At 43.3% G+C, this 22,078-nt stretch carries 18 protein-coding genes; 7 read left to right on the top strand and 11 right to left on the bottom strand.

All coding sequences use genetic code 11. The features are described from left to right. Positions 1–24 precede the first annotated feature (24 nt). Both AN963_RS06645 and AN963_RS06640 read left to right on the top strand, forming a co-directional pair. Positions 25–438, top strand: a complete 414-nt coding sequence (locus AN963_RS06645; protein ID WP_055743725.1) for a VOC family protein — start codon at positions 25–27, stop codon at positions 436–438. Between the two features lie 266 nt (positions 439–704). Then, entirely contained in the window at positions 705–1,043 is a 339-nt protein-coding gene (locus AN963_RS06640) for a histidine triad nucleotide-binding protein (protein WP_055743724.1), read from the top strand. 1 nt (position 1,044) lies between these two features. Here AN963_RS06640 and AN963_RS06635 read toward each other — a convergent pair whose 3' ends face one another. Further along, complete coding sequence (locus AN963_RS06635) at positions 1,045–2,022, bottom strand: YpdA family putative bacillithiol disulfide reductase (protein ID WP_055743723.1); 978 nt, start codon at positions 2,020–2,022, stop codon at positions 1,045–1,047. A gap of 156 nt (positions 2,023–2,178) precedes the next feature. Here AN963_RS06635 and AN963_RS06630 point away from each other — a divergent pair, with 156 nt between their 5' ends. Then, entirely contained in the window at positions 2,179–3,783 is a 1,605-nt protein-coding gene (locus AN963_RS06630; RefSeq protein WP_236707879.1) for an S-layer homology domain-containing protein, read from the top strand. Positions 3,784–3,882: 99 nt separating this feature from the next. Here the strand turns inward: AN963_RS06630 and AN963_RS06625 are convergent, their stop codons facing one another. After that, entirely contained in the window at positions 3,883–4,884 is a 1,002-nt protein-coding gene (locus AN963_RS06625) for a zinc-dependent alcohol dehydrogenase family protein (protein WP_083496796.1), read from the bottom strand. 104 nt (positions 4,885–4,988) lie between these two features. On the opposite strand from AN963_RS06625, the gene AN963_RS06620 reads away from it, so the two are divergent. Further along, positions 4,989–5,528, top strand: coding sequence for a GNAT family N-acetyltransferase (locus tag AN963_RS06620; RefSeq protein WP_055743721.1), 540 nt, complete (start codon positions 4,989–4,991; stop codon positions 5,526–5,528). Positions 5,529–6,553: 1,025 nt separating this feature from the next. Here the strand turns inward: AN963_RS06620 and AN963_RS06615 are convergent. Together AN963_RS06615 and AN963_RS06610 are read right to left on the bottom strand one after the other, a co-directional pair. After that, positions 6,554–8,260: a sensor histidine kinase gene (locus AN963_RS06615; RefSeq protein WP_055743720.1), complete on the bottom strand. Its 1,707-nt coding sequence runs from the start codon at positions 8,258–8,260 to the stop codon at positions 6,554–6,556. Next, on the bottom strand, positions 8,257–8,931 hold the full coding sequence (locus tag AN963_RS06610; protein ID WP_055743719.1) for a response regulator transcription factor: 675 nt from the start codon (positions 8,929–8,931) through the stop codon (positions 8,257–8,259). The genes AN963_RS06615 and AN963_RS06610 overlap by 4 nt, the downstream gene beginning before the upstream one ends. Before the next feature lie 732 nt (positions 8,932–9,663). On the opposite strand from AN963_RS06610, the gene AN963_RS32225 reads away from it, so the two are divergent. Continuing rightward, positions 9,664–9,789: a hypothetical protein gene (locus AN963_RS32225; protein WP_269084379.1), complete on the top strand. Its 126-nt coding sequence runs from the start codon at positions 9,664–9,666 to the stop codon at positions 9,787–9,789. 70 nt (positions 9,790–9,859) lie between these two features. Here AN963_RS32225 and AN963_RS06605 read toward each other — a convergent pair whose 3' ends face one another. From AN963_RS06605 to AN963_RS06575, 7 genes are all read right to left on the bottom strand, one after another. Continuing rightward, a complete protein-coding gene (locus AN963_RS06605; protein ID WP_055743718.1) occupies positions 9,860–10,696 on the bottom strand; it encodes a M55 family metallopeptidase in 837 nt (278 codons plus the stop codon). 297 nt (positions 10,697–10,993) lie between these two features. Beyond that, positions 10,994–12,328, bottom strand: coding sequence for a serine hydrolase domain-containing protein (locus tag AN963_RS06600; protein WP_055743717.1), 1,335 nt, complete (start codon positions 12,326–12,328; stop codon positions 10,994–10,996). A gap of 122 nt (positions 12,329–12,450) precedes the next feature. Further along, positions 12,451–14,019 carry an ABC transporter substrate-binding protein gene (locus tag AN963_RS06595; protein WP_055743716.1) on the bottom strand — a complete coding sequence of 523 codons (1,569 nt, stop codon included), beginning with the start codon at positions 14,017–14,019 and terminating at the stop codon, positions 12,451–12,453. A 143-nt stretch (positions 14,020–14,162) separates the two neighbouring features. Beyond that, a complete protein-coding gene (locus AN963_RS06590) occupies positions 14,163–15,140 on the bottom strand; it encodes an ABC transporter ATP-binding protein (RefSeq protein ID WP_055743715.1) in 978 nt (325 codons plus the stop codon). Beyond that, positions 15,137–16,102, bottom strand: coding sequence for an ABC transporter ATP-binding protein (locus AN963_RS06585; RefSeq protein WP_055743714.1), 966 nt, complete (start codon positions 16,100–16,102; stop codon positions 15,137–15,139). Before AN963_RS06585 ends, AN963_RS06590 begins: the two co-directional genes overlap by 4 nt. Positions 16,103–16,118: 16 nt before the next feature. Then, positions 16,119–16,958 (bottom strand): ABC transporter permease, encoded by an 840-nt coding sequence (locus tag AN963_RS06580; RefSeq protein ID WP_055743713.1) that lies wholly within the window; start codon positions 16,956–16,958, stop codon positions 16,119–16,121. A 1-nt stretch (position 16,959) separates the two neighbouring features. Continuing rightward, the gene (locus AN963_RS06575; protein WP_055743712.1) at positions 16,960–17,895 is read right to left on the bottom strand and encodes an ABC transporter permease; all 936 of its coding nucleotides are present in this window, start codon (positions 17,893–17,895) and stop codon (positions 16,960–16,962) included. 1,633 nt (positions 17,896–19,528) lie between these two features. Between AN963_RS06575 and AN963_RS31100 the strand changes: the two genes are divergently transcribed. Both AN963_RS31100 and AN963_RS06560 read left to right on the top strand, forming a co-directional pair. Then, positions 19,529–19,678 carry a hypothetical protein gene (locus tag AN963_RS31100; RefSeq protein ID WP_161827252.1) on the top strand — a complete coding sequence of 50 codons (150 nt, stop codon included), beginning with the start codon at positions 19,529–19,531 and terminating at the stop codon, positions 19,676–19,678. Positions 19,679–20,026: 348 nt separating this feature from the next. Then, positions 20,027–22,036 carry a serine hydrolase gene (locus AN963_RS06560; RefSeq protein ID WP_055744475.1) on the top strand — a complete coding sequence of 670 codons (2,010 nt, stop codon included), beginning with the start codon at positions 20,027–20,029 and terminating at the stop codon, positions 22,034–22,036. Positions 22,037–22,078: the final 42 nt, after the last annotated feature.

The following is a 22,078-nucleotide window of genomic DNA, read 5'->3' as shown; positions in this document are numbered from 1 at the left end:
GAAATGGATGAGGAGAATGAGCAAATGACGAAAGAAATTTGGCTGAATCTACCCGTGAAGGATGTCCAAAAATCCAAACAATTTTTCACCGAGATCGGCTTTTCCTTGAATCCTCGATTTGGCGACAACGATCAACAGGCAAGTCTCTTCATCGGAGAAAAACAATTCGTCGTGATGCTTTTTCCTGAGTCTACGTTTACACAATTTACCAGAAATGAGATTCCAGATGCGACCAAAGCTACACAAATACTGATTTCCATTGATGCGCAAAGCAAAGAAGACGTAGATTCGCTTTTGGACAAGGTCGTGACTGCTGGGGGCACCATTTATGCCAAGCCACAGGATCAAGGCTGGATGTACGGCGCTGGATTCGCAGATTTGGATGGGCATCGGTGGAATGTGCTCTTTATGGACGAGTCTAAAATAGCATCCGAATAGTTATTTTTAGTGTAATTAAACTTCCTTCTACTCTTTTTCAGCCTTCGGGATTATAATGTACAGGTTGAATGGGTCAACCATTCGTCCTCACTTCTTGTACACCTTCGTACGCCATTCTCTTTGCGATTCTCATTCTGTTTCTGTATTTTTGGATGTACAAACAATTGGCCAGATAAATCATCCAACCAAAGAAAGGTAAAGCCTACTTGCATGCCGAAGTAGGCTTTACCCCTATTACTTCCCTATTGGAAAGGATGTCGAGAACGATGGACTGCATTTTTTGCAAAATCGCAAACGGTGAATTGCCTTCGAAAAAAGTGTATGAGGACGAGCATGTCGTAGCCTTTCATGACATTAATCCGATTGCCCCTGTACACGTCCTGATGATCCCGAAAAAGCACATTCAATCCCTACTGGCAATTGAACCAGAGGACAAGGAATTGATCGGTCATCTCCACATCGCTCTGCAAAAGGTAGCAGAAACGATGGGAGTAAAAGATCCCGGATTCCGTGTCATCACGAATATTGGCAAACACGGCCAACAAACGGTATTTCACCTGCATTACCACTTGATCGGTGGCAAGCAACTGGAGTGGACCATGTAATTTATCGTGCCAAACGTGACGTGATGTGGCGGGCGATTCCTTCGCCGTGGAATCTGCCATTTTCGATAAAGATGGCATTCGCGCGATGTCCCGCCGCAATCACTCCTGCGATGTACAAACCCGGCACGTTCGTTTCCTTGGTTTCTGGATGATGCTGTGGTGTACCCGTCTCTGGATCGATCTCTACCCCAAGGGATTGTAAAAAAGATCGATCCGGGCGGTATCCGATCAGAGCAAAGACTTGGTCGTTTTCCAATTCAACGATCTCTTCACCCGTTTTCACCCGGATGCTCCGCTCCTGGATCGACTCTACCACGGAGCCGAACATCATGCGGATTCGTCCTTTGTTGATCAAGCTTTCGAACACGGGGCGCGTCCATGCTTTTACTTTTTCAGACAACTCTGTTCGCCGACAGATCACTGTCACTTCTGCTCCTGCACGCTCCAGCTCCATCGCAGCATCTACAGCTGAGTTATTACCCCCTACAATCGCTACACGCAGTCCCGCATAGGGATGCGCCTCCTTGTAAAAGGAAGATACTTTCGGGAGGTCCTCCCCCGAAACATTCAGCCGATTTGGATTGTCAAAATAGCCCGTCGCAATAATGAGATTCTTTGTATCGTATGTATGCGTCTCTCCAAAGCGATCGGCTGTCGTAACGTGAAAGCCATTATCAGTTTGTTTCGTTGTAGTCACTGTCTCAAAGCTTTTGATCCGGAGCTGTTCTCGCTCCGCCACCAACCGATAGTACTGAAGTGCCTCTTGGCGTGTCGGTTTTTCATGAGGAGTCGTGAAAGGAATCCCTCCGATTTCCAAAAGCTCTGCCGTACTGTGAAAAATCATGTACGTAGGATATCTGTAAATGGAGTGGACCAACGAACCTTTTTCTATGTTAATCGGGTTTAGACCCGCTCTCTTGCAAGCTATCGCTGCTGCCAGCCCACAAGGACCTGCACCCACGATCAGTACGTCTTCCATAACTCTCCCGCCTCGTTTCTTCTCTCTTCTTTCGTTCCGTGTACTATCATAACATATCCCGGAGTCTCCAAAAGAGTTCGCCCCAGTTGTCAACACTCGAATCACTGCCAATAAATGATCAATGAAACATTGGGGCTCTCTCCTTATACTGGATGTATGATGAATAAACGACACCTACATATTCTGCTCGTTTCACTTGTTTTTCTCACGTATTGTTTCACACTGGGCATCGGTGTGCCGGCCTCTACGGCGTCAACGAATAGCCTGCGCGATATTTCCAGCAGTTATGCGCGAGAACAGATTCGCACCTTGCAATCCGCTGGCATCGTCTCCGGAGATGAGAACGGATATTTTCATCCGGAAAGTCCTGTCACCCGAGCTGAATTTGTGTCTATGCTCGACCGTACGCTGGGCATCAAACCGGTAGCAAGCAACGTACCTTCCTTTTCGGATGTTCCTAAATCTTCTTGGGCATACGGGTACGTACAAGCGGCTGCCTCTCTCAATATGGCAAACGGGACTAGTCCAACCACCTTCTCACCAAACCGGACCATTTCTCGTCAAGAAGCAGCTACCTTCCTCGTTCGAGCTTTGGGATTGAAACTGTCCTCGACAGCCAATCCGTCCGTCAAAGATGCGAATGCCATCTCTAGTTGGGCTAGATCGTCTGTTAATGCGGCCATGAAAAAGCACTGGCTCGTCGGCTATCAAGGCTATTTCCGCCCTGCTGCTGCCCTCTCGCGGGAAGAGACTGCGGTCATTTTAAAACGCATTCTAGATGAACTGAATGCACAGACTGTTTCGGCAAAACCACTGGTCTCGCTAGGCTGGCAGTATCAGTCCACCACGCAAGAATTTATTGCCCAAGCACAAAAGTCAGGAGTCAACACCCTTTCTCCACGTTGGTACTTTTTGCAAAAAGACGGGTCGTTAAGCGATTATTCTGACGCTGCATTCGTTAAATGGGCACAGAAAAACGGAAAAGAAGTGTGGCCATTGTTCGGGAATCAATTTGATCCTGCTACGACACACGCCTTATTGTCCGACAAGTCAAAACGGACAGCCGTGATACAAAAATTGATCTCGTTCGTCGATAAGTACCAGCTGGACGGAATTAACGTGGACTTCGAAGGATTCAATCCCGAAGACCGGGACAATTTCACTGTTTTTATTAAAGAACTTGCCGCTGCTCTGGACGCCAAGGGCGCCGTTTTGTCAGTCGATGTTCCTCCCGATACCGGTACGGATTGGAGTGAACCTTTCGATTATACGAAATTGGCGACGTATGCCGACTTTCTCGTATTGATGGCGTATGAAGAGCACTGGGCAGGTGCAACAAAAGCGGGCTCTGTCGCGTCACTCCCATGGTTTGAGAACGTGATCAAAGGCGTTCTCGACGACATCCCTGCTCAAAAACTGATTGTAGGCATGCCACTGTATACTCGCGACTGGTACCAATCCAGTGGTCAATTGAAATCCACCGATATCAGTATTCCAGAGTCATATCAATTGATTACCCAGTACAAAGCGACAACAAAGTGGGACAGCTCTATCGGGCAATATCACTCTACCTTCAAAAAACAAGGTGTTTCGCACTCGATTTGGCTGGAAGAAAGCCGCTCCTTGGGTCTGAAAGCTCAAACCAGCCTGAACTGGCAAATTGGGGGCCTGGCTTACTGGTACGTCGGCTCTGAGTCGACGGATGTATGGACGTCGATCGCTAATTCCATCTCACTCAAGCAGGCACGACAAAAAATGTAAATCATTTGAACAAGATGAAAGGCAGTGGCCGTTTCGGACGAGAAAATAGTCCAAGACTGCCGCTGCCTTTTTCGCCATTCTCTGCTCTCAATCTCAACATCAGTAATTGCTATTTACCAGAAAAACTTTACCATCCCTTCCCCCAGAAGAAGCTGCCACCCGCACAGCTTCATGGACCTCCCTCAGGCTGTAACAAGCCTTTGGCTCTATCAGCCTTAATTTTCCGTCCACCACCATGGATATCAAATGACGAAAGGTTTCTTGCCAGGCTTGAACGGATATTTGCTGATTCCAATGCCGCAAATGAAACAGTTTTACATTCACTTGGGCTTCTTTATGAATCTTGGCCCAATCTACAGGTTGTCCAGATAAAAGACCGATTGTTAGAAAATGACCGCCTGGACGAACAGAAAAAGCCAATTCTGTCCCAGCTACGCCCCCTACGGAATCAATGGCAGCATGCGCACCCATACCATACGTAAGCTCCATGACGGTCTCATGCAATTGCTTTTCACTTCCATGGATGACATACGAAGCACCCAACTCAAGCAACTGTTGACTATGCCAATCATCTCTTGTAATCGCAATCAGTCGATACCCGACAATCTTAGCCAACTGCGCAAAAATGCGACCAATCGCCGAACCACCTGCATTGATTAATAAAATATCGTCTGGTCGAAGTCTCAAGACTTCTGTACACGTAATCCATGCTGTAACGGGGTTAATATATAACTGAGCAGCCTTGTAGTCGCCTATATGATCGGGAACGGGAATAACCAAATCTGCCCGAGCCTTCACAATCTCCTGCCAAGTCCCTTCACCTCGTAAAGGGAGTACACGTTTACCGATCAGCTCCCGAGAAACGGATGGTCCCACTTCTTCCACGATACCGACTCCCTCATAGCCCGGAATATCTGGAAGTGCGATCCGATGAGCATACGCTCCCGTTATTGGGATCAAATCGGAGGGATTGATGGGATTCACAATCATTCGAACTAGGAGTTCTCCATTTCCAGGGGGTTCTTTTCGCGCTGACTCCACCCGCAACACATCCTGAGGGATGCCAAATTCATTATATTTTACACAAGTAGCATTCAAAATGTCGTTCCCGCTCCTTTACGTAAGATCAAGTATGCTTGAGTGGTTTTTGGCAATGTTGTAAAACCTATGAAGGTCATCACGAGTGATTAGGTGGGGGAATGCTCATGGACTGGTATGACCGTTTAAATGATTACTTTCCAGAATATGAAATGAAAAATGAAGGGCAAATACAGGCTTTAATCAATGAAAAGGACGCTTATCACAAGGAGGAAACGGACGATTATTTATTGCTGTACGCTGAGTTTCCCACGTTTATCTTCATCGATTATCTCTTGATTAATCCTGCTACACGGGGACAAGGCATCGGAACAAAAATAATCAATAAGCTCAAAGAAAAAGGAAAAGACATCATTCTTGAAGTAGAACCCATTGATCGACAAGATGAAGATACGGTAAAGAGAGTCCATTTTTATCTAAAAAACGGGTTTGTGAAAGCGGACCGGATTGAATACAGCTGGGAAGATGAAAATGGCGAGAACTATGAAATGAAGATTTATTATTGGAGCCCCAATGCTGATTTACCACAGGAAACCATCCTCGAAAAAATGGCAAAGGCCTGTCAAGAGATACACAACTTTCGTTCCCAGCAATACTATGGCCGAATGGTCGCAAACCCTGAAGAAGTATTGCATTTGAAACACTAATCTATCCAATCGAGATATGCAACAGGAATCAACGCCCCTACTGATATTTGTAGGGGTGTTTCGTCATGGACTCGTGCAAGGTTCTCCCCTTTCCCTGTACAAAAAGCATTGAGTTTCAAAATGTTTCCAAATAAAACAAAGGAGGTTCCGCCATATTTGCTCAATCCTGTTGCTGATCATCTGCTTCGTGCTGACTGACGTTTTTGGCTTCTCTGCCCGAATGTCCGTTTCGATTCAGCAATCGACTAGCTATAAAGGAATAGTTCTCTGCTTCCCCATGACATATATACCAAGCCGTGTGGTTATTAATTACACTAACTACATTAGGAAAAATTAAGAAAGAAACCTCTAAGAACATTAAATTCTTAGAGGTTTTACATACATCACGTAAATGAAATTATACAACCGAAATTTTTCATCGATGGACTCATAGAAACAAGAAACATTTTTTCATATATGAACAGCTTGGTTGGGAATTCGGAGTATATCTTACGTGATCGAATGCTTATAAAAGAACACACTTTAGGAATACAACATTTCCTACAATGGTTTGTTAGTCTGACGGAACTCCTTTGCCTTCCTCCCCCCGCTCAAGAACACGAGTAGGAACAAAGCCACTGTCCATATGTCAAACCAACCAAGTTCTTTAATTGCTCTTCCGTCTATTGCTCTCACATTCTATTTTATTCCAGAATCAGATTGGATAGCGTAAACACTGTCCAAAGAACCTCTTTCAAAAGATTCTCTTGTAGTAATATATGTTGCTTTAAAACCCTGGGCTGTAGTTTTTAAGATGACTTATTTTTGGTGGGCTCACGCGGACATAGGGGCGTTGCTGGGCGATGAAGATAGACCGTTCCCAAGTAAAATCAGACCGATGATAATATAATACATCGGATCAAACGCCTTGTCTCACCTATCAGCCATTTATTCAAAACGTGCGTGTCTCCAAATTCCGTAGGATACAAGATCAGAGTACTCTTGTCAGCCCGCAGCCGCTCTCGGATGACATCCACATGAGTTATTCATACATCAACGAGTGGAATTGTAAAATAAAAACAAACCATATCATCTTCCTGCCGTACCTCAAAATTGCTATTATGCATAATCAAAATATGCTTCACAATCTCAAGTCCAATACCCTCGCTTGGCAAGCGTGCCGTCGTTTTTTCGGATGCCCGGTAATAACGCTCCCATATATGGTTAATGTCTTGCTCGGAAATATATCCATCGTTGCAAATGCGGACCTTCACATTTTCATTCTCTCTTGTAACGCTCACCTCAATAATTTTTTTCTCACTGGAATATTTTAAGGCATTTGAAATCAAATTCGTTAATACTTGCTCAATTCGCCGCCCGTCAGCAAAAACCATCGCATCCAGTAAATCAACCTTCAACGTAAAGTTTTCTCGCATAATCTTTTCAGAGAACCTTGAAAGTGCCCCTTCGATAAGGTCACTGATGTAGAACGTTGCGGGTTTGTACTCCCAGTATCCTGCCTCCAGCTTTGACAGCTGAATGGTCTCGTCAATCATCTGAGTCAGATTTTCTATTTCGTGTTCAATAATTCCAAAATAGTATGCAGGCTCCTTTTCAAACATTCGGTTTTCAATGACTTCGCTATAAAGTGAAATTATCCCAAGCGGTGTTTTAAACTCATGTGCCAGGTCAGCAAGCAACAGCTTCATACGTTTTTCGTTTACTTTTGCTATCTCAGCCGATTGCTGCAATTCTTCCATTGCTGCTTGAAGGTTGTCTGCCATCACATTTATGCTTTCCGAAAGTTGTCCAACTTCGTTATCTAAGTTGACATTTGCCCTGACTGAAAAATCCTTGGAAGCAAGCTTACTGGTTACATTTGAAAGACGAACGATAGGTGCACTCAGCTTCCTGGACAAAATAAATACCGCCGCTATTAAAAGGATGCCAAGAATACAATAAACTGTATAAAAATAATTGCTAAAATATCGCACTTCACTTTTGGATACAACAATAGGCCGGATAGTTACAAAATAAGTCACGACTCCATTTATACTTCTGCTTTCGGAAATGATATAGTACGATGTTCCTCTCTTATCTGTAAACGGCTCTTTTGTAATCGCAGCAAGATATGTTTTGATATCTTTTCTATTAATCAGGCAATCTTTCATTAGATCATAGATGATTCGTGCACGGTCGTTTAAAAGACTTGCTTCATTTTCGGTATACCAGTTACTGGTTGCAGTTATTGTTTTCGTGCTCGTTGTTCTCTCAGTTTGTCGATATAGATATATTTTGTTCGTAGAGCGGATCGAATATGGTTCAAAGTAATTGCTCTCACCCACACGTACTGCTTCAATCGTCAGTAAATCATTTAAATTAATATTGCGCAGTTCATTTAAACCGCTAATAAGAATTCGAGAAATGCCAACTTCGGGTACTCGAACCGTCAAAATGCTTAGGTAGTTGAAAAGCCCTTGCCCAATAACGCTGTAATCTTCGGTAAAAGCAAGCACAGGTGCGTCATAAGATACAGCATAGGTACTTAAAACAGAATTGGCATTCTCATTTTTGCTGTTAGAGAATTGTTCAACCGCACTTTGAAATTCTGCACGGATATCTCTTAATAAAAAATTACTATATAGGGAAGTGACATATTTTCCAAAAAATATAAATTGCACAACGAATACAAGTAAAAATATAGATAATATTGTAAAGAATATTTGAAGCATTATTGATTTCTTGATTTTCATATGTTTTTCTCGTATTTGTACCCGACAGAAATGACTGTTTTGATATATGTTGAATAAGTCCCAAGCTTTCGTCGGATATTTTTTATATGATTATCGACAACACGGCTCTCGTTATAAAAGTCGTAACCCCAGACCGTATTGAGAAGATAATCGCGTGTCATGGTACGTCCCTCGTTAAGCATTAAAATTTGCAGCAAATGAAATTCCTTTTGAGTTAATTCGATAGTCATCCCATCAATAAGACACCGAAAACCATCTATGTCCAGTTCGATACCTTTTGCTGTTATCTTCACAGGATCAGCTTTGGCCTGCCTTTCAAAAATACGCCGAACTTTAAGGGCGAGAATTGAAGCCTTAAACGGTTTGACAATATAATCATCTGCACCTAAACGGTATCCAAGTGTGTAATAATCATCATCTCCGAGCGCTGTTAGAAAAAGAATCGGTACATCTGAATTCTTCCGGATGCGCTCACAAACATCGAATCCGCTCATATTCGGCAACATGATATCCAGAATAACAAGATCGACTGCGCTTTCAGAAAAGATCTTTATTGCTTGTTCACCGGTTTCGGCCTCAAGCACTTGCAATCCATCTCCATGTAGGAATAGGGTAATAACTTCACGTAATTTTTGTTCATCTTCAACTATCAGAACAGTTTTATTCATCATTGCCCTATGTCCTTTTTATTATTTTATTTGAACTTGCTGACTAATCAAATTCGTTTCTGTAAAGCAGCTATTTTTGAATGCAGTTAATGTCTGATTCACAGGAATTGTCTATTCTGTCCACCTTCACCCTCCCAACTAGTCATCTTGTTTGTTCCAATTCTGAGATGGTTGTTAAATGACGAATCTCAATATTTATTGTGTTCTTCTATCTCGTTTTACTCCCTTAACATAGGCACTTGGACAGCTTGCCAGATTGCATGAAATAATATTTGAGTGTGATTGAATAAATAAATTTATTTTTCATATAATACAGAATTTTATTCTCCTTTTCAAGTAAACCTTTGTTAGTGCTTCCAACTAAAAATCCACAGGTAAGGAGAGCATGTACAACCAAAGCTACTAAACAAAATGCTTCTGTTCACTGAAAATAATGTTTTAGACGCCCATGCTGCTACGTGGAACAATCAAATGATGAAAATGGGTGGTTTGCTTTACTAGTACCAGTTTAATTTACTGTGAACCATCCTTCTGACATTTCTCATGCCTAAAGTCAGGGGATTCTTGGGTAGTCACACCTAACGCAGTGAACTTCACCAAGCTATCCTTGTGTATCCCACAGTTTAGTTGGCCACGCCAACTGAAGCACGAGCTCTAGCCCGTTTAGAAGAACTGGAAAAGATGAACATGTCGTGATGAGAGGTTTACTACAAACAAGGAGAGCTGTACGCCGAGTTGAATCAAAAAGAAAAAGCCAAGCTGTCTTACCTTGAAGCGATTGATATATATCGAGGGTTTGCCTTCCAAAAAGCGCTGCATGGAAAGGCGTTGGGCACTTCTGGCTTGTTTGAAATCAAATAAGGCAGTAGCAGGCCAAGATTTTCTTGCCTTGTCTGGATTCTGCTACTGCCTTTCCATGATTCGTTGCCTATTAGCCTGTAACCATCCGATTCACTTGGCCTGCAATCATCAGCATCGATTTCAGTACAGGCATCATGGTGACCACATTCGGGGATTGGAAACGAATCGTACGTCCTTCTATGAGCTCGACTTCGGGCATCCAGCTGACCGCCGTAGCAATCTGGGATTTGGTGAACTCCACTTCGAGCGTATTTTCTGCCTTCTGGACAAGCGGCTGTACCTTGCTGAGGTTGATCAGTGCCTCTTTTGCTTGCTGGCGAATCATCTCGCGTGCACGGACAGGGTGAATCACCTGGGAGGAGAGCCCGGTAATGCCCGTCTTCACAGCAACCGTAAAGACCCCCGGTATTTCCTCTTCCACTTCCTGCGCAGTTTGTGAGTCGCCTGTCACCAGTACGACTGGAACGCCAAATGCTCCAGCAATAGCTGCATTTAATCCTGCCTCTCCCACTTCTTTGCCATTCAGCACTAAACGGTGGATTGCCAAGCTGGAATACGTATGATTGAGCACTGCATCACCCACGCCTGCCATTCCGTGATACCCGACAAAAAAGGCGGCGTCGTACGTGCTGTCAATTCCTTGCATCATGCCCAGTGGCTTGAAGAACCCGCGGATGACGTCCGCCTGTGGATGCAAATCCTCAAGGATCAAATTGTTCATTGGGCCGTGTGACTCATTGACGACAATCTGTGTAGCTCCTCCTTCCAGTGCACCTTCGATGGCGGCGTTTACGTCTTGGGTAAGCAGCCGACGTCCTGCCTCGTAATGCCGACGACCCGGAATGGTATCCTCCCACTCCGTAATGCCAGAAATCCCTTCCATGTCCAAGGAAATAAACACTTTCATTCTTGTTTCCTCCCGTGTTTTGATTTCGCTTTTACGGCTTCCACTTTCGTACAAGGCAAAACGCTTGACTTCTCCCTCTGCGTTGCGGACAAAGTAGTAGTTCTTATCCTTTATTACAACCCAACGTGCCAAAGTTGTCCGGAAAGAGATTGGTGACGTGCACCGGTACGTATCGATGAATCTTATCATCAGCATACTTGCTGATAAAGCTGACTCCTTGGCCAGTATAGAAAAATGCTGGTTATATCCGGACCGTAACGCCAGCAGCAAGTGATGTTCGACAACATAAAGCGTCAGTTAATCCTCAATCTTTTTATGTTTGGACTCGCCTCCCCCAGCATTTGTTAAAGTAATCATTGAGCCCCCGAATTTAAAACTAAAGCCTGTGCGAGTAATAAACCGTCCGTATTTCGCAGGCAAAATTTCGTGTGTCTCGGTTTGTTCCCTCGTATTGAAAGAAGCAAATAAGCTGTTTTCCTTCAAACTTACTGAAATGTCCCCCTCATAGTTCCCACACAGAGCCAGGTATTTTGACTTATCAAAATCTAGATCAATAAGTTCATCGGTTGGTGTTATTGGTTGTGGCATCCGACCTTCAACTATAGACTCAACGCCTTCAAGGAATGTACGTCTCCCCCATATATCCCCACTCAAATTCATCAACAGAACCAAAGTCATTTCCTTGTCAATATAACGGATAAAATGAGTGTGATATCCCGGCCATCCGCCTGCATGACGCACACCATACCCAGCTTTTTCATTATTAAATAACCTCCAACCATACCCGTAGGGCACCGATTCCCCATTTACATATGTTGGAGTATACATCTCCTGCTGGCTGGCATGTGAGATAATCTTTCCTTCCTTCAATACAAGACTCCACTTTAGCATGTCATGGAGATTTGAGTTGACGATGCCATCTCCTTCAATCCCATCCAAGGGAATGACAAACTGGCTGCTCTGTGAGTCATCCGGCAGTATATATTCACCATTTTCGAAAATATAGCCGTACGCATAATTAGGAATGGTATCTCCGTTCAAACGCCTGTGGTAGACGCAGGTGCTACTCATTTTTGCCGGTTGAAAAAACTCTTTTTCTAAAAAAGTACCAAATGGCATGCCTGATGCCTTCTCTATTATCAAAGCCAAAGCAGCATAGCCTGTATTTGAATAACTCCATTTGGTACCTACTGCAAATTCTTCTGGAAGATTGGATTCAATAAGAAATTTTTCGATAACATCATTTTTGGGTATTGTTCCCGTCTGCTCAGCTTGCTTGATTACCCACTTCTCGTAGTCAGGGATTCCTGTAGTGTGGTTAAGTAGATTCTTTATTGTTCGTCCTTTATACGGGATCCCGGGAAAATATTTTTCCAAGTCATCGTTTAAGGAAAGAACCCCTTTATCGTTAAGCAATATGATTGCAGAAGCTGTAAACTGCTTGCTCACAGATGCTAGTTCAAATACGCTATCCAGATTAAGTTCTGTTTTTTTTGCCATATTGGCAATTCCAAGTGCTGTTTCAAAAAGGATGTCATTCTTGTGCGCAAGCAATATACACCCGTTGAAAAAGCCACGTTCATACGCTTCCTTCGTATAGCTATGCATCATTTTGTATATTGAATTTTGCATGATTTACTCCTCCATATGAATGATTCACTCATCGACGTGTGGAATTGTAAAAATGGGGGTCGTTCCATACACGTAGCAACTTTCATAAGCTATTCAACAGTATCCTTCTTGTATGACAAGCACTAACGTACGTCGTTAAAATATGGAATGTTATTAATTACTTTAAAATTAGGTAAACTCTTTTGATTGTATACAAGCAACGAATTTACACGAACAAGCGGAAGATTGCATCTTGAATCCATGAGCATCTGTTGAGCCTTTGTATAGCCTGCCATACGCTTTTCTTTATCTGCCGTAGTGATAGCCTCTTGAAGAATTTCATCGTACGCTTTAGAGTCAAATATGTTCTTGTCCTTTACAATATAGGGAAGCGTACCTGCTGTGTCACCCCATTGAAACAAACTGATAGCTGCTTCATGCGTGTCGCTTTTAAACAAATTCCTAAATGCCCCAGTATCCATATAGTTGAGATTCATCTTTATGCCTTTTTCTTTAAATACAATTTGGAGGCATTCAGCAAGATTTTTCATAGCATTATTGTTGAGCGATACAGTAAATTCAAACTTTTTGCCGTTGCGATCCAAAAAACCGTCTCCATCGCTATCATTCCAGCCTTTGTCCGAAAGAATCTGCAAAGCACGTTTGGCGTCATTAACGTATTTTGCCTTAAAATACTCTTCAGCCGAAGAACTATAATCTGTCATTCCGCTTACACTATAAGAATAAACTGGTTCGTAGTTTCCATTGGAATATACTTTTGTTTTTTCGCGGTCAATCAAAAGCATCATTGCCAGTCTGATATCGGGATCCTTGAAAAGCTCAAAATCGTTATTCATTTCGAAGCGTGCTACACTAGGTTGTGATTCCCAATCAGTAACGATATCCGGATTATCTGCCAACTGAGTCTTTACGTCGGCCGAGAGTCCTTCCACATTTGCAATTTCTCCAGATAACATACCTTGCACATTTGCAAACGTGTCTTTAATAAAACGCACAGTGATTGTTTCAACATTCATTGCACCTTTATTGATAACATGTTGATTGTATGTTTTATAATAAGGATTCTTCTTCAATGTTACGTGATCACCGGCGACATATTCATCAACATAGAATGCGCCATAAACAGTAGTGCCCCACAGTAATTGTTCCTTTGTCTTGCCGTTACTATCAGCTTCTTTTAAAATAGGAAAGATGTTCGACCCTAGATTAAACAAAAGTGTTGTCGAAGGCGTGCTTAGAGAAACAATCACATTATTACCGCTGACTTCGACAGATTTGACTGCTGCAAAATCATCAGCAAAGGGACTTACTTTTATAAAATATTCAAAAGAAAATTTCACATCATTCGGTGTAACAGATGTACCATCATGAAACTTGAGGTCATCAGGCATCTCAATCGTAACAGTTAGGCCGTCCGGACTGACATTATAAGATTTTGCAACGTTCGAGGTCAGGGATCCATCCGTTTCATAATTGAGCAGTGGATCGGCAATTAAATTTTGAGAAGAATAAGTTGCAGTTATTTGAGCTGTATCTGCACCTTGCCATTCAGGAGAAGAAATCACGATTGACCGCGGTACTGCAGCTGTCTTTTCTTGCTCATCATTATTGTCAGCTTTATTGCAACCAGTAACTAAACTAAAAATTAACACAAGGACCAAAACCATACTAAAAATATGTTTACTTTTCATCGTCATGCCTCCTTCGAAATTTCACTAGTCTTACGAGTTAGATGCGTTTTTTATGCTGGGAAACTGAGTGTTTCATCTGTAATCTACCCTTGCTATCTCCTCTCCAAGATTTTAATAAAAGCTGTTTGTTTTCCCCCTTTCTTTTATTTTTCATTGTATAAATGGCATGCAGCTAAATGGCCATTTGAGATTTCGATAAGTGCAGGCGAGATTTTTCTGCAAGCCTCCGTGACATGAATGCATCGCGATACCAAACTGCAACCAGGCTTGATATCAATAAGACTTCCAGTCTCTCCCCCCAGCAAAGGTACTTTTCTGCCCCGCAGCCTTGGATTCATAATGGGCACTGCTGCCATGAGTCCAACAGTATAAGGGTGTTTTGGATGTAAAAACACTTCCTCGGCAGGCCCGTATTCAACAATTTTGCCTAGATACATTACGGCAATTTTATCGCTTACATAGCGAATAACATTGAGGTCATGGCTGATAACCAAATAGGTCAATCCATACTCCTCCTGCAAATCAAGCAACAGGTTGAGTACCTGAGCCTGAACAGATATATCAAGTGCGCTGGTTGGCTCGTCCAATATCATGATTTTGGGACGAACCGCCAACGCGCGTGCTACTGCAATGCGCTGAAGTTGCCCGCCGGAAAGCTGGTGCGGGTAGCTTTCCAGATAACAAGCATCCAGTTTTACTTTCTCCATTACTTCACGGGCTCGTGTTTTCGCTTCCTTTAGCGGCACACCATAAATTCGCATTGGGCGCATAATAGATTCCTCAACCGTGATGCGAGGATTGAGATTAGAGGCCGGGTCCTGAAAAACTACCGCAATATCACGCCGCATTTTTTTTAATGCGTTTCTGCCGATACGATTCATATCCGTACCATTTATAGTCACAGAGCCATCTGTTTGCTTGATTAGTCCAAGTATGATTCGAGCAAGTGTAGTTTTTCCTGAACCTGATTCGCCTACAATACCGACAATTTCGCCCTTTTGAACGGTCAGACTAACATCGTCAACTGCTTTAATAGCAATTTTACGTTTGTTAAACAAGAAACCATCTGTGATATAAAAATGTTTTTTTATGTTTGTAATATGAATCATTGCTTCGCTCATAGTATTTCCTCTCTATGGCAGCTGACAAAGTGCCCGGTAGTAATTTCACGCATAGTCGGTGTCTTTGAACCGCAGATATCTACTGCAAAAGGGCAACGATTTGCAAACCGGCAACCGTTATATTCTCCGATTATGCGTGGGACAGTACCTTCAATCGTTGAAATACGGCCAACGTTCTTTGATTGACGTGGTAGTGCTTTCATTAATGCCTTCGTATAAGGATGCAAAGGATTTTCAAATATAGTGTTGACATCCCCCATTTCAACAAGTTCACCAGCATACATTACTCCCACACGGTCAGCGATTTCCGCGACAATCCCTAAATTGTGAGTGATAACAAGGATTGCCGTACCGTACTGATCTCGTAGCGAGCGCATAATATTGAGTATCTGAGCCTCGGTAGTTACATCGAGTGCCGTTGTGGGTTCATCGGCTATTAATAGTTCCGGGTTGCGTGACAGCATCATTGCTATCATCACTCTCTGACGCATGCCTCCTGACATCTCATTCGGAAAGCTTTTCATGCGGCGCTCAGCATCGGGAATCTTAACATCTTGGTAGAGCTGAAGTACTTTTGACCATGCCTGCTGACGAGTAACCTTGTCAAGCGTTAAGGCTTCATATACCTGTGTGCCTGAGCGGTAAACCGGATTAAGTGAATCAAGTGGGTTTTGGAAGATCATTCCGATTTGTCGTCCCCGCACCGAATTCATCTCATGGTTTGAAAGTGTTAAAAGGTTTGTTCCTTTGAATTCGATTTCTCCAGAAACCGATGTGTTGCGATCCATAAGCAAACGCATTATTGCTAATGAAAGAGTCGATTTACCGCAACCTGATTCGCCGAGAAACGCAAAAATTTCTTTTGGTTTGATATCGAGACTCACATTATTTACTGCAGACAACGTACCTCCACGTACGGCATAGTCTATTTTAAGATTTTTAATTTTCAAAAGTGTTTCCATTTGTATGCAAGCCCCCTTATAGCGATCGTAAACGCGGGTCAATCAGATCACGCAGCCCTTCCCCAAGCATTGAAAAACCAAGGGTCGTATAAACAAGTGCTAGACCAGGTGCTATGCCTAGCCATGGTGCCATCGTCAAATGCCGGACACTATCACTTAAAGCAAGTCCCCAATCTGGTGACGGTGATTGAGCCCCTAAGCCAAGAAAGCTAAGGGCAGTTGTTGACATTATAGCGCTTGGTATTGATATTGACGCAATCACTACCATAGCTGGAACAACGTTTGGCAATATATAGCGTAAAAGTAGAGCTGGCGTGCTCTCGCCAAAAGCAATGCCTGTCTCCAAAAATGCCATGTTTTTTATTGACATTGTCTTTGCACGTACAATACGGGCATACTGAGCCCAGCTTACTACTGCGATCGCTATAATAGCATTGTTAAGACTTTGCCCAAGTACCGAAACAACCGCAAATGCTATAATAAGCGGCGGCATCGCCCAGGTAATATCCATAATGAATGATAAAATGCGATCGATCCATCCTCCAAAATAGCCGCACAACAAACCGATTGTAACGCCTATTACAAGCTGTATGCCGACCGATTGTAGCGCAATCTGCAATGCGATGCGTGCTCCATACAAAATACGACTGAATACATCCCGCCCATAGAAATCGGTACCTAATAAATGATGTATACTTGGCTCTTGAAGCCTTTCGTTCATCATTGAATCATCGTATCGATAAGGTGCTATAACATTAGCAAAGATAGCTACAAGTAAAAGCAATAAAATCATACTACTACCGATAATTAAATTAGAATATTTCGCTTTATTTTTTAAGAATTTTATCTTATCCATATCAGTTACCTCTCGAAATTTCCATACGAATTCGTGGATCCAACATCCCGTTAATCAGATCACTTGCAAGATTGCACAAAACAGTCAATACGGTAATGATCAATACACAAGCCTGAACAACCGGGAAATCCTGATTTGTAATTGCGTTTGTCAAATAACTGCCCATTCCCGGAATGACAAATACATTCTCGATTATTACAGCCCCCGAAATGATCCACGGTATATTCATAAAAACCAAAGTAACAATAAGGATCAATGAATTACGGAGTACATGGCGAAGAATTACAGCCTTGTCAGACAATCCTTTTGCATATGCTGTCAGTACATATTTCTCACGAAAAACATCCAGAACCTCTGTTTTTGCTAATCGAATTAATCCTGCAGCCCCACCGAATGCAACGGATATAATAGGCAGGATAAAGTGATTTACACTTGAATAGCCATTCATCGGCAGCCATTTTAGTGTTATTGAAAACAAAAGAATAAGTAGTATCCCCAGCCAATAATTAGGAATAACCTGAGTAAAACTTGCAAATGTCATAAGTAGACGATCGACCCATGAGTCTTTCTTATATGCGGCTATTAAACCCAACGGTATTGATATTAGAACTTGAATGACGGTTGCAATACCGATCAGTTTTAATGTCAACGGAATACGCTGACTCAAGGCTTCCGCTACTGGCTGTTTTGTCTTTATCGAATTGCCAAAATCGCCAGAAACCACCTTCTTCAGCCAATTATAATATTGAATATACATTGGTTTATCCAAGCCATAACTGATTCGTAATTCAGCCTTTTTCTCAGGCGCTACACGATCCCCCGTAAGAATATCGATCGGATCTCCCGGCATGATATACAATAAGGCAAATGCTAGGTAGCTCACAGTTATTATGAGCAGCAACCCCTGGATAAGGCGTTTGAATGAATAGGCTCCCATCCTGTAACCTCCATTCTATTATCAAGGTATGGGAAATCTGGTAGAATACTGTTCAATTTATCTTCAATTTCGATTTCACCTTGCTCCTAAAGTAGCATGATACCTAGTGTCATATTGTTTGCGTTTACAAAAACTAGTTGTGTCACTTTGCTTCACTCCTTATTATTTTGCGGAGCATAATAATTACAATTGAAAGCGTATTTGTTGAGAAATTGCCTCTGCCTTGCCGTTATAGCTCGCCAATTCCCGATCTCCGTAGGCAAAATGCCATCATTCGCCCTTAAATGGAGCAAACCCGGCCTTTACCATGCAATTCCGCAATACTTGCCGGTTGTTCCACACTACTCTCTCGACAAACGAAGAAAATACACAAACGTCTTTATCCGACTCAAAAGCTGGAACTATGTCAATTGGTGCACCATCAAATCCGATGATTCGAACGTCAACCGCACCGCCTGTCGGATGTCCTGCAACGTCTGGAGCTGCACTGAAACGATGCGCATCTTCTGTTAAATCACCTCCCTCCAGTTGTGGCTCTGGAGCAATCAGAAATCGCTTGAGATCATTATGTCTTTATAAGTAGGAAGTTTATTTTCAAGCAATTCATAATAGGTTATTTTATCCATTTTATAACCCCTCCTGGTTCACTTTGATCTACTTGCTTACACAAGCATCGTTAGCAGCAAACTACCTGGAAATACGCATTCCCCTACCGACGACACAGACTTCCTCCGCTGAACCTTGGGACTGCTTAGTGACTGAACCAGTGAAGTACGCCTGATTTATAAAGCCACCTCCTAGGTGTTAGTGCTTTCGTGTCATTTTCATCCGCAAAGCAGTGTTCTTTGATGGAGAGTAATGGCCGATTTCTCTAGAAACAGACTTGGAATATTAAGCGATTTTTACCAGTCTTGAGTGGGGAATCAATTGACTGCGGCGTTTAACCAGTTTTGATGTTACAAACATAAGCTTTTGAAACATGGGCTAAGTATTAATGTGAATATGACAGTCATTAAAATTTGTTTTCTGTTATTTCAGATAATTAATCACTTATAAATTAGTTTAAAATCAAACACGGACATACTTGTGTATCTCGTGTATGTTTTGTGTAAAGTTGTGTTCCAATCTAGGCAATTGATACGGGGTCAAATCCCCAAACAAACAATGATCAACCCAACATTCACTCAGAACAGATGATGAATAATTAGTTATATGGATCCCTCACCAATTGTTCAAAAAAAGTCCCTCCTTGAATCTCTGCTCACACACCGAATCATCAACGTCTCATCGTCCATGAGGGGGCTTCGCTGAAGTGGCATCACTCAGGCGAGATCCCCATGCGGAGGAAAGAACCCGAAAATTGGTTCAGTTGAATTAAGCGCTGCTGAACAACGAAAAGTACGTAGAACTCAGGGAAGAATCCGTTCAACTCGCGGATGAGTTCATGTTCTCGAAGAAGAAACGCTACGCCTTCTTCAAAGCACAGAAGGAGATGGAAGAAATTTCGAAGGAGACGCAAATTCGGGAGTTTGGCGAACTGTTCGTGCCCACTGGCGAAGACGGAAAAACGGAGAACCCCTCACGTTTATCTAGCGAAGACGCTTTAATTAGTGCTGTCGAGGCATACTAACATTTGCTAGCAAATCAGCAGATGGCGGACGGGCCCGACGAGATCCCGATTGCCGTAGACTTTGTCGCTGAACGATTTCATGAAAATACAAACGGTAAAAGGAGCGGAAATGAAGATGGCAATATAACCGTACTGGATAACGATATCTTGTAAGAAAGCGATGATGTTCACACTCCAGTTCTAATGGCTTTGGGCAAGGAAGACTGTCATGTGCTCCACCCGAAAATCCACACCCCAAGTCAACCCGTTTTCCATAAAGGTTAATGAGTCGGGTTTGTCCTTGTACGCTGCATCTCGTCTCCTGATTGATTCATCGCCCTTTCGGGTATCCTTAATGCCTGCCTTGTCAATAAACCTAGTGCCGAATTGTCACATGACGCTTTCAAAGTGGCTGGATGTCATGGATGACGAAATGCAACTTGTTGGTGTGACAACTTCTTTGCCATTCTGGGCTCAGCCGATTGTTAAGAGGCAAATCTAATGGTCAAGGAGACATCATTTATGAAGAAATGGACTCGCACGAAACTCGCAGTTCTGCTATTAACTCTTCTGGTATTAACTGCTACGGTCATTACCGCTTGCATGGGGTCAGGGAACGCACCCAATACCCCGCCAGTTGCATCTGAGGAGGCCAGCCAGGAGGGGCCGCGGGATGCCAAGGAACTGGAGGCCTTTGCAGATGGCATCTTTGCGGACGCGATGAAGAAGTATAATACGGTTGGTTCTAATTTTGCGGTCGTATCGAATGGGAAAGTGCTGCTAAGCAAGGGTTACGGTTATGCCGACAGGGAAAATAAAATTCCGGTAGACAGCAGCACCGTATTCCAAATTGGTTCTGTGACGAAGCAGTTCACGGCATTGGCAGCTATGCAGCTGGTCGATAAGGGAAAGATTGATTTGCATCACGATATCCAGGAATACCTGGGAGGGATGAAGGTACCGAATACAACAGGGAAAAAACTGACGATGTACGACCTGCTTACGTATACCAGCGGCTTTGACAAACCGGATATTCTCTCGGGATCGAAGCCGGAATATGTGAATCAATTCTTCCCAATGAAGGAGTCTCTCGAAGCGAATATGCCGACTGTTGTCAGGCCTCCGGGGGAAGCGTACACCTACGATAATTTTGGGTTCACACTGGCGGGGTATGCGGTAGGGGAAGTAGCGGGCATGTCATTCGCCCAGTATATGGAGGATAATATTTTCAAGCCGTTAGGCATGAACTCGACGAATGTGCGGTTTACCCCCGAACTGTTGGGCAGAATGGCTGCCCATTATGGGCCAAAAGGCGAGCTGATCCCCCTGGAGGGATTCAAACCAACTGATCGGCCTAGCGGCGGCATGGTATCAACCGCAGATGACATGGTGAAGTACCTCATGATGCATCTGAACAAAGGAACGTATGAAGGCAAAGAAATCTTAAGTTCCAAGAGCATCGAGCAAATGCACACCTACCAGGTATTCCCTGACAAAGAGTACCCTGTCACAACCATCGGATTCGAAGGCTACTTCAAAGAGAATATGAATGGTCAACATGTGGTTCTCAAAGGGGGAAATGTGACCGGGCATTCTTCCTTGATTGTTCTTCTGCCGGAGAAAAATACAGGGTTCTGCATGTCCTACAATAACGACTCTCTGATGAGTCTCGACGTGTATGAGGCATTTATGAATCATTATTATCCGAGAAAAGAAGCGGCTCCACAGCCATCCTATTCGGCAATCAGTGAGCAGCAGGCCAAGGACTACACGGGCTTGTACCAAAACACGCGTCTTGGATCCATGAGAACCCACGTTTCCTATTCAGACGGAAAATTGGTTATGGAGACAGGAGATCTGGGCAAGAGTACGCTGAAAATGATCCACCCGTTACTCTTTGAGGATGAAGCCGGCAATAAAGTAGCCTTTCAAAAAAATGGGGCAGGCCAAATCACCTATTTCTATTACATGACGCTTCCGCACTACGTGGGTTATGCACAAAAAGTAGATACGGATGCGCCATTCACTGATGTACCGGCAGACAGCAAGTATACGTCTTATATTCAAAATCTCCATGCTTTAAAGATCATGGACGGCAAGACAGCTACCCGCTTCGATCCGAATGGAACGTTAACTCAGGGTGAGTTCTCGGAGTTGCTACTGCGCGCCCATGGCTGGGAAGCCATGCCTTATACGATTGAACCAAACAAGAAGCAGATGTTGTCCGGATTACCTAATTATAAGCCTGATTCTCCTGTCACCAGACAGATGGCAGCAGTTATGATCCAAAACCTGAGACAAGCTGAGCCTGGAGCCAAGGTTACATTGCGTGGCGAAACGGATGCCTGGGCAGTTGAAGCCATCTCAACCCTTGTATCCCAAGGCATCATGGACCCGGATACCAAGATCAATTCGGACGGCTCCATCGACTTCCGTTCCAAGCAGCTACTGAAGCGGCAGGAAGCGAGTGCCTTATTGGATCTGGCATTTGATTACTACACATTGCCAATCCGTAATGAACGGAAACCATAATTCTGAAAAAGTAAAAAAAGGCCTTTAAAAATCTAAATGGCG

The sequence above is a fragment of the Brevibacillus choshinensis genome, assembly GCF_001420695.1.
In the GTDB taxonomy this organism is placed as follows: Bacteria; Bacillota; Bacilli; order Brevibacillales; family Brevibacillaceae; genus Brevibacillus; species Brevibacillus choshinensis.
Note: the sequence above shows the minus strand (reverse complement) of the source record. Positions and strands in the feature narration are given on the sequence as shown.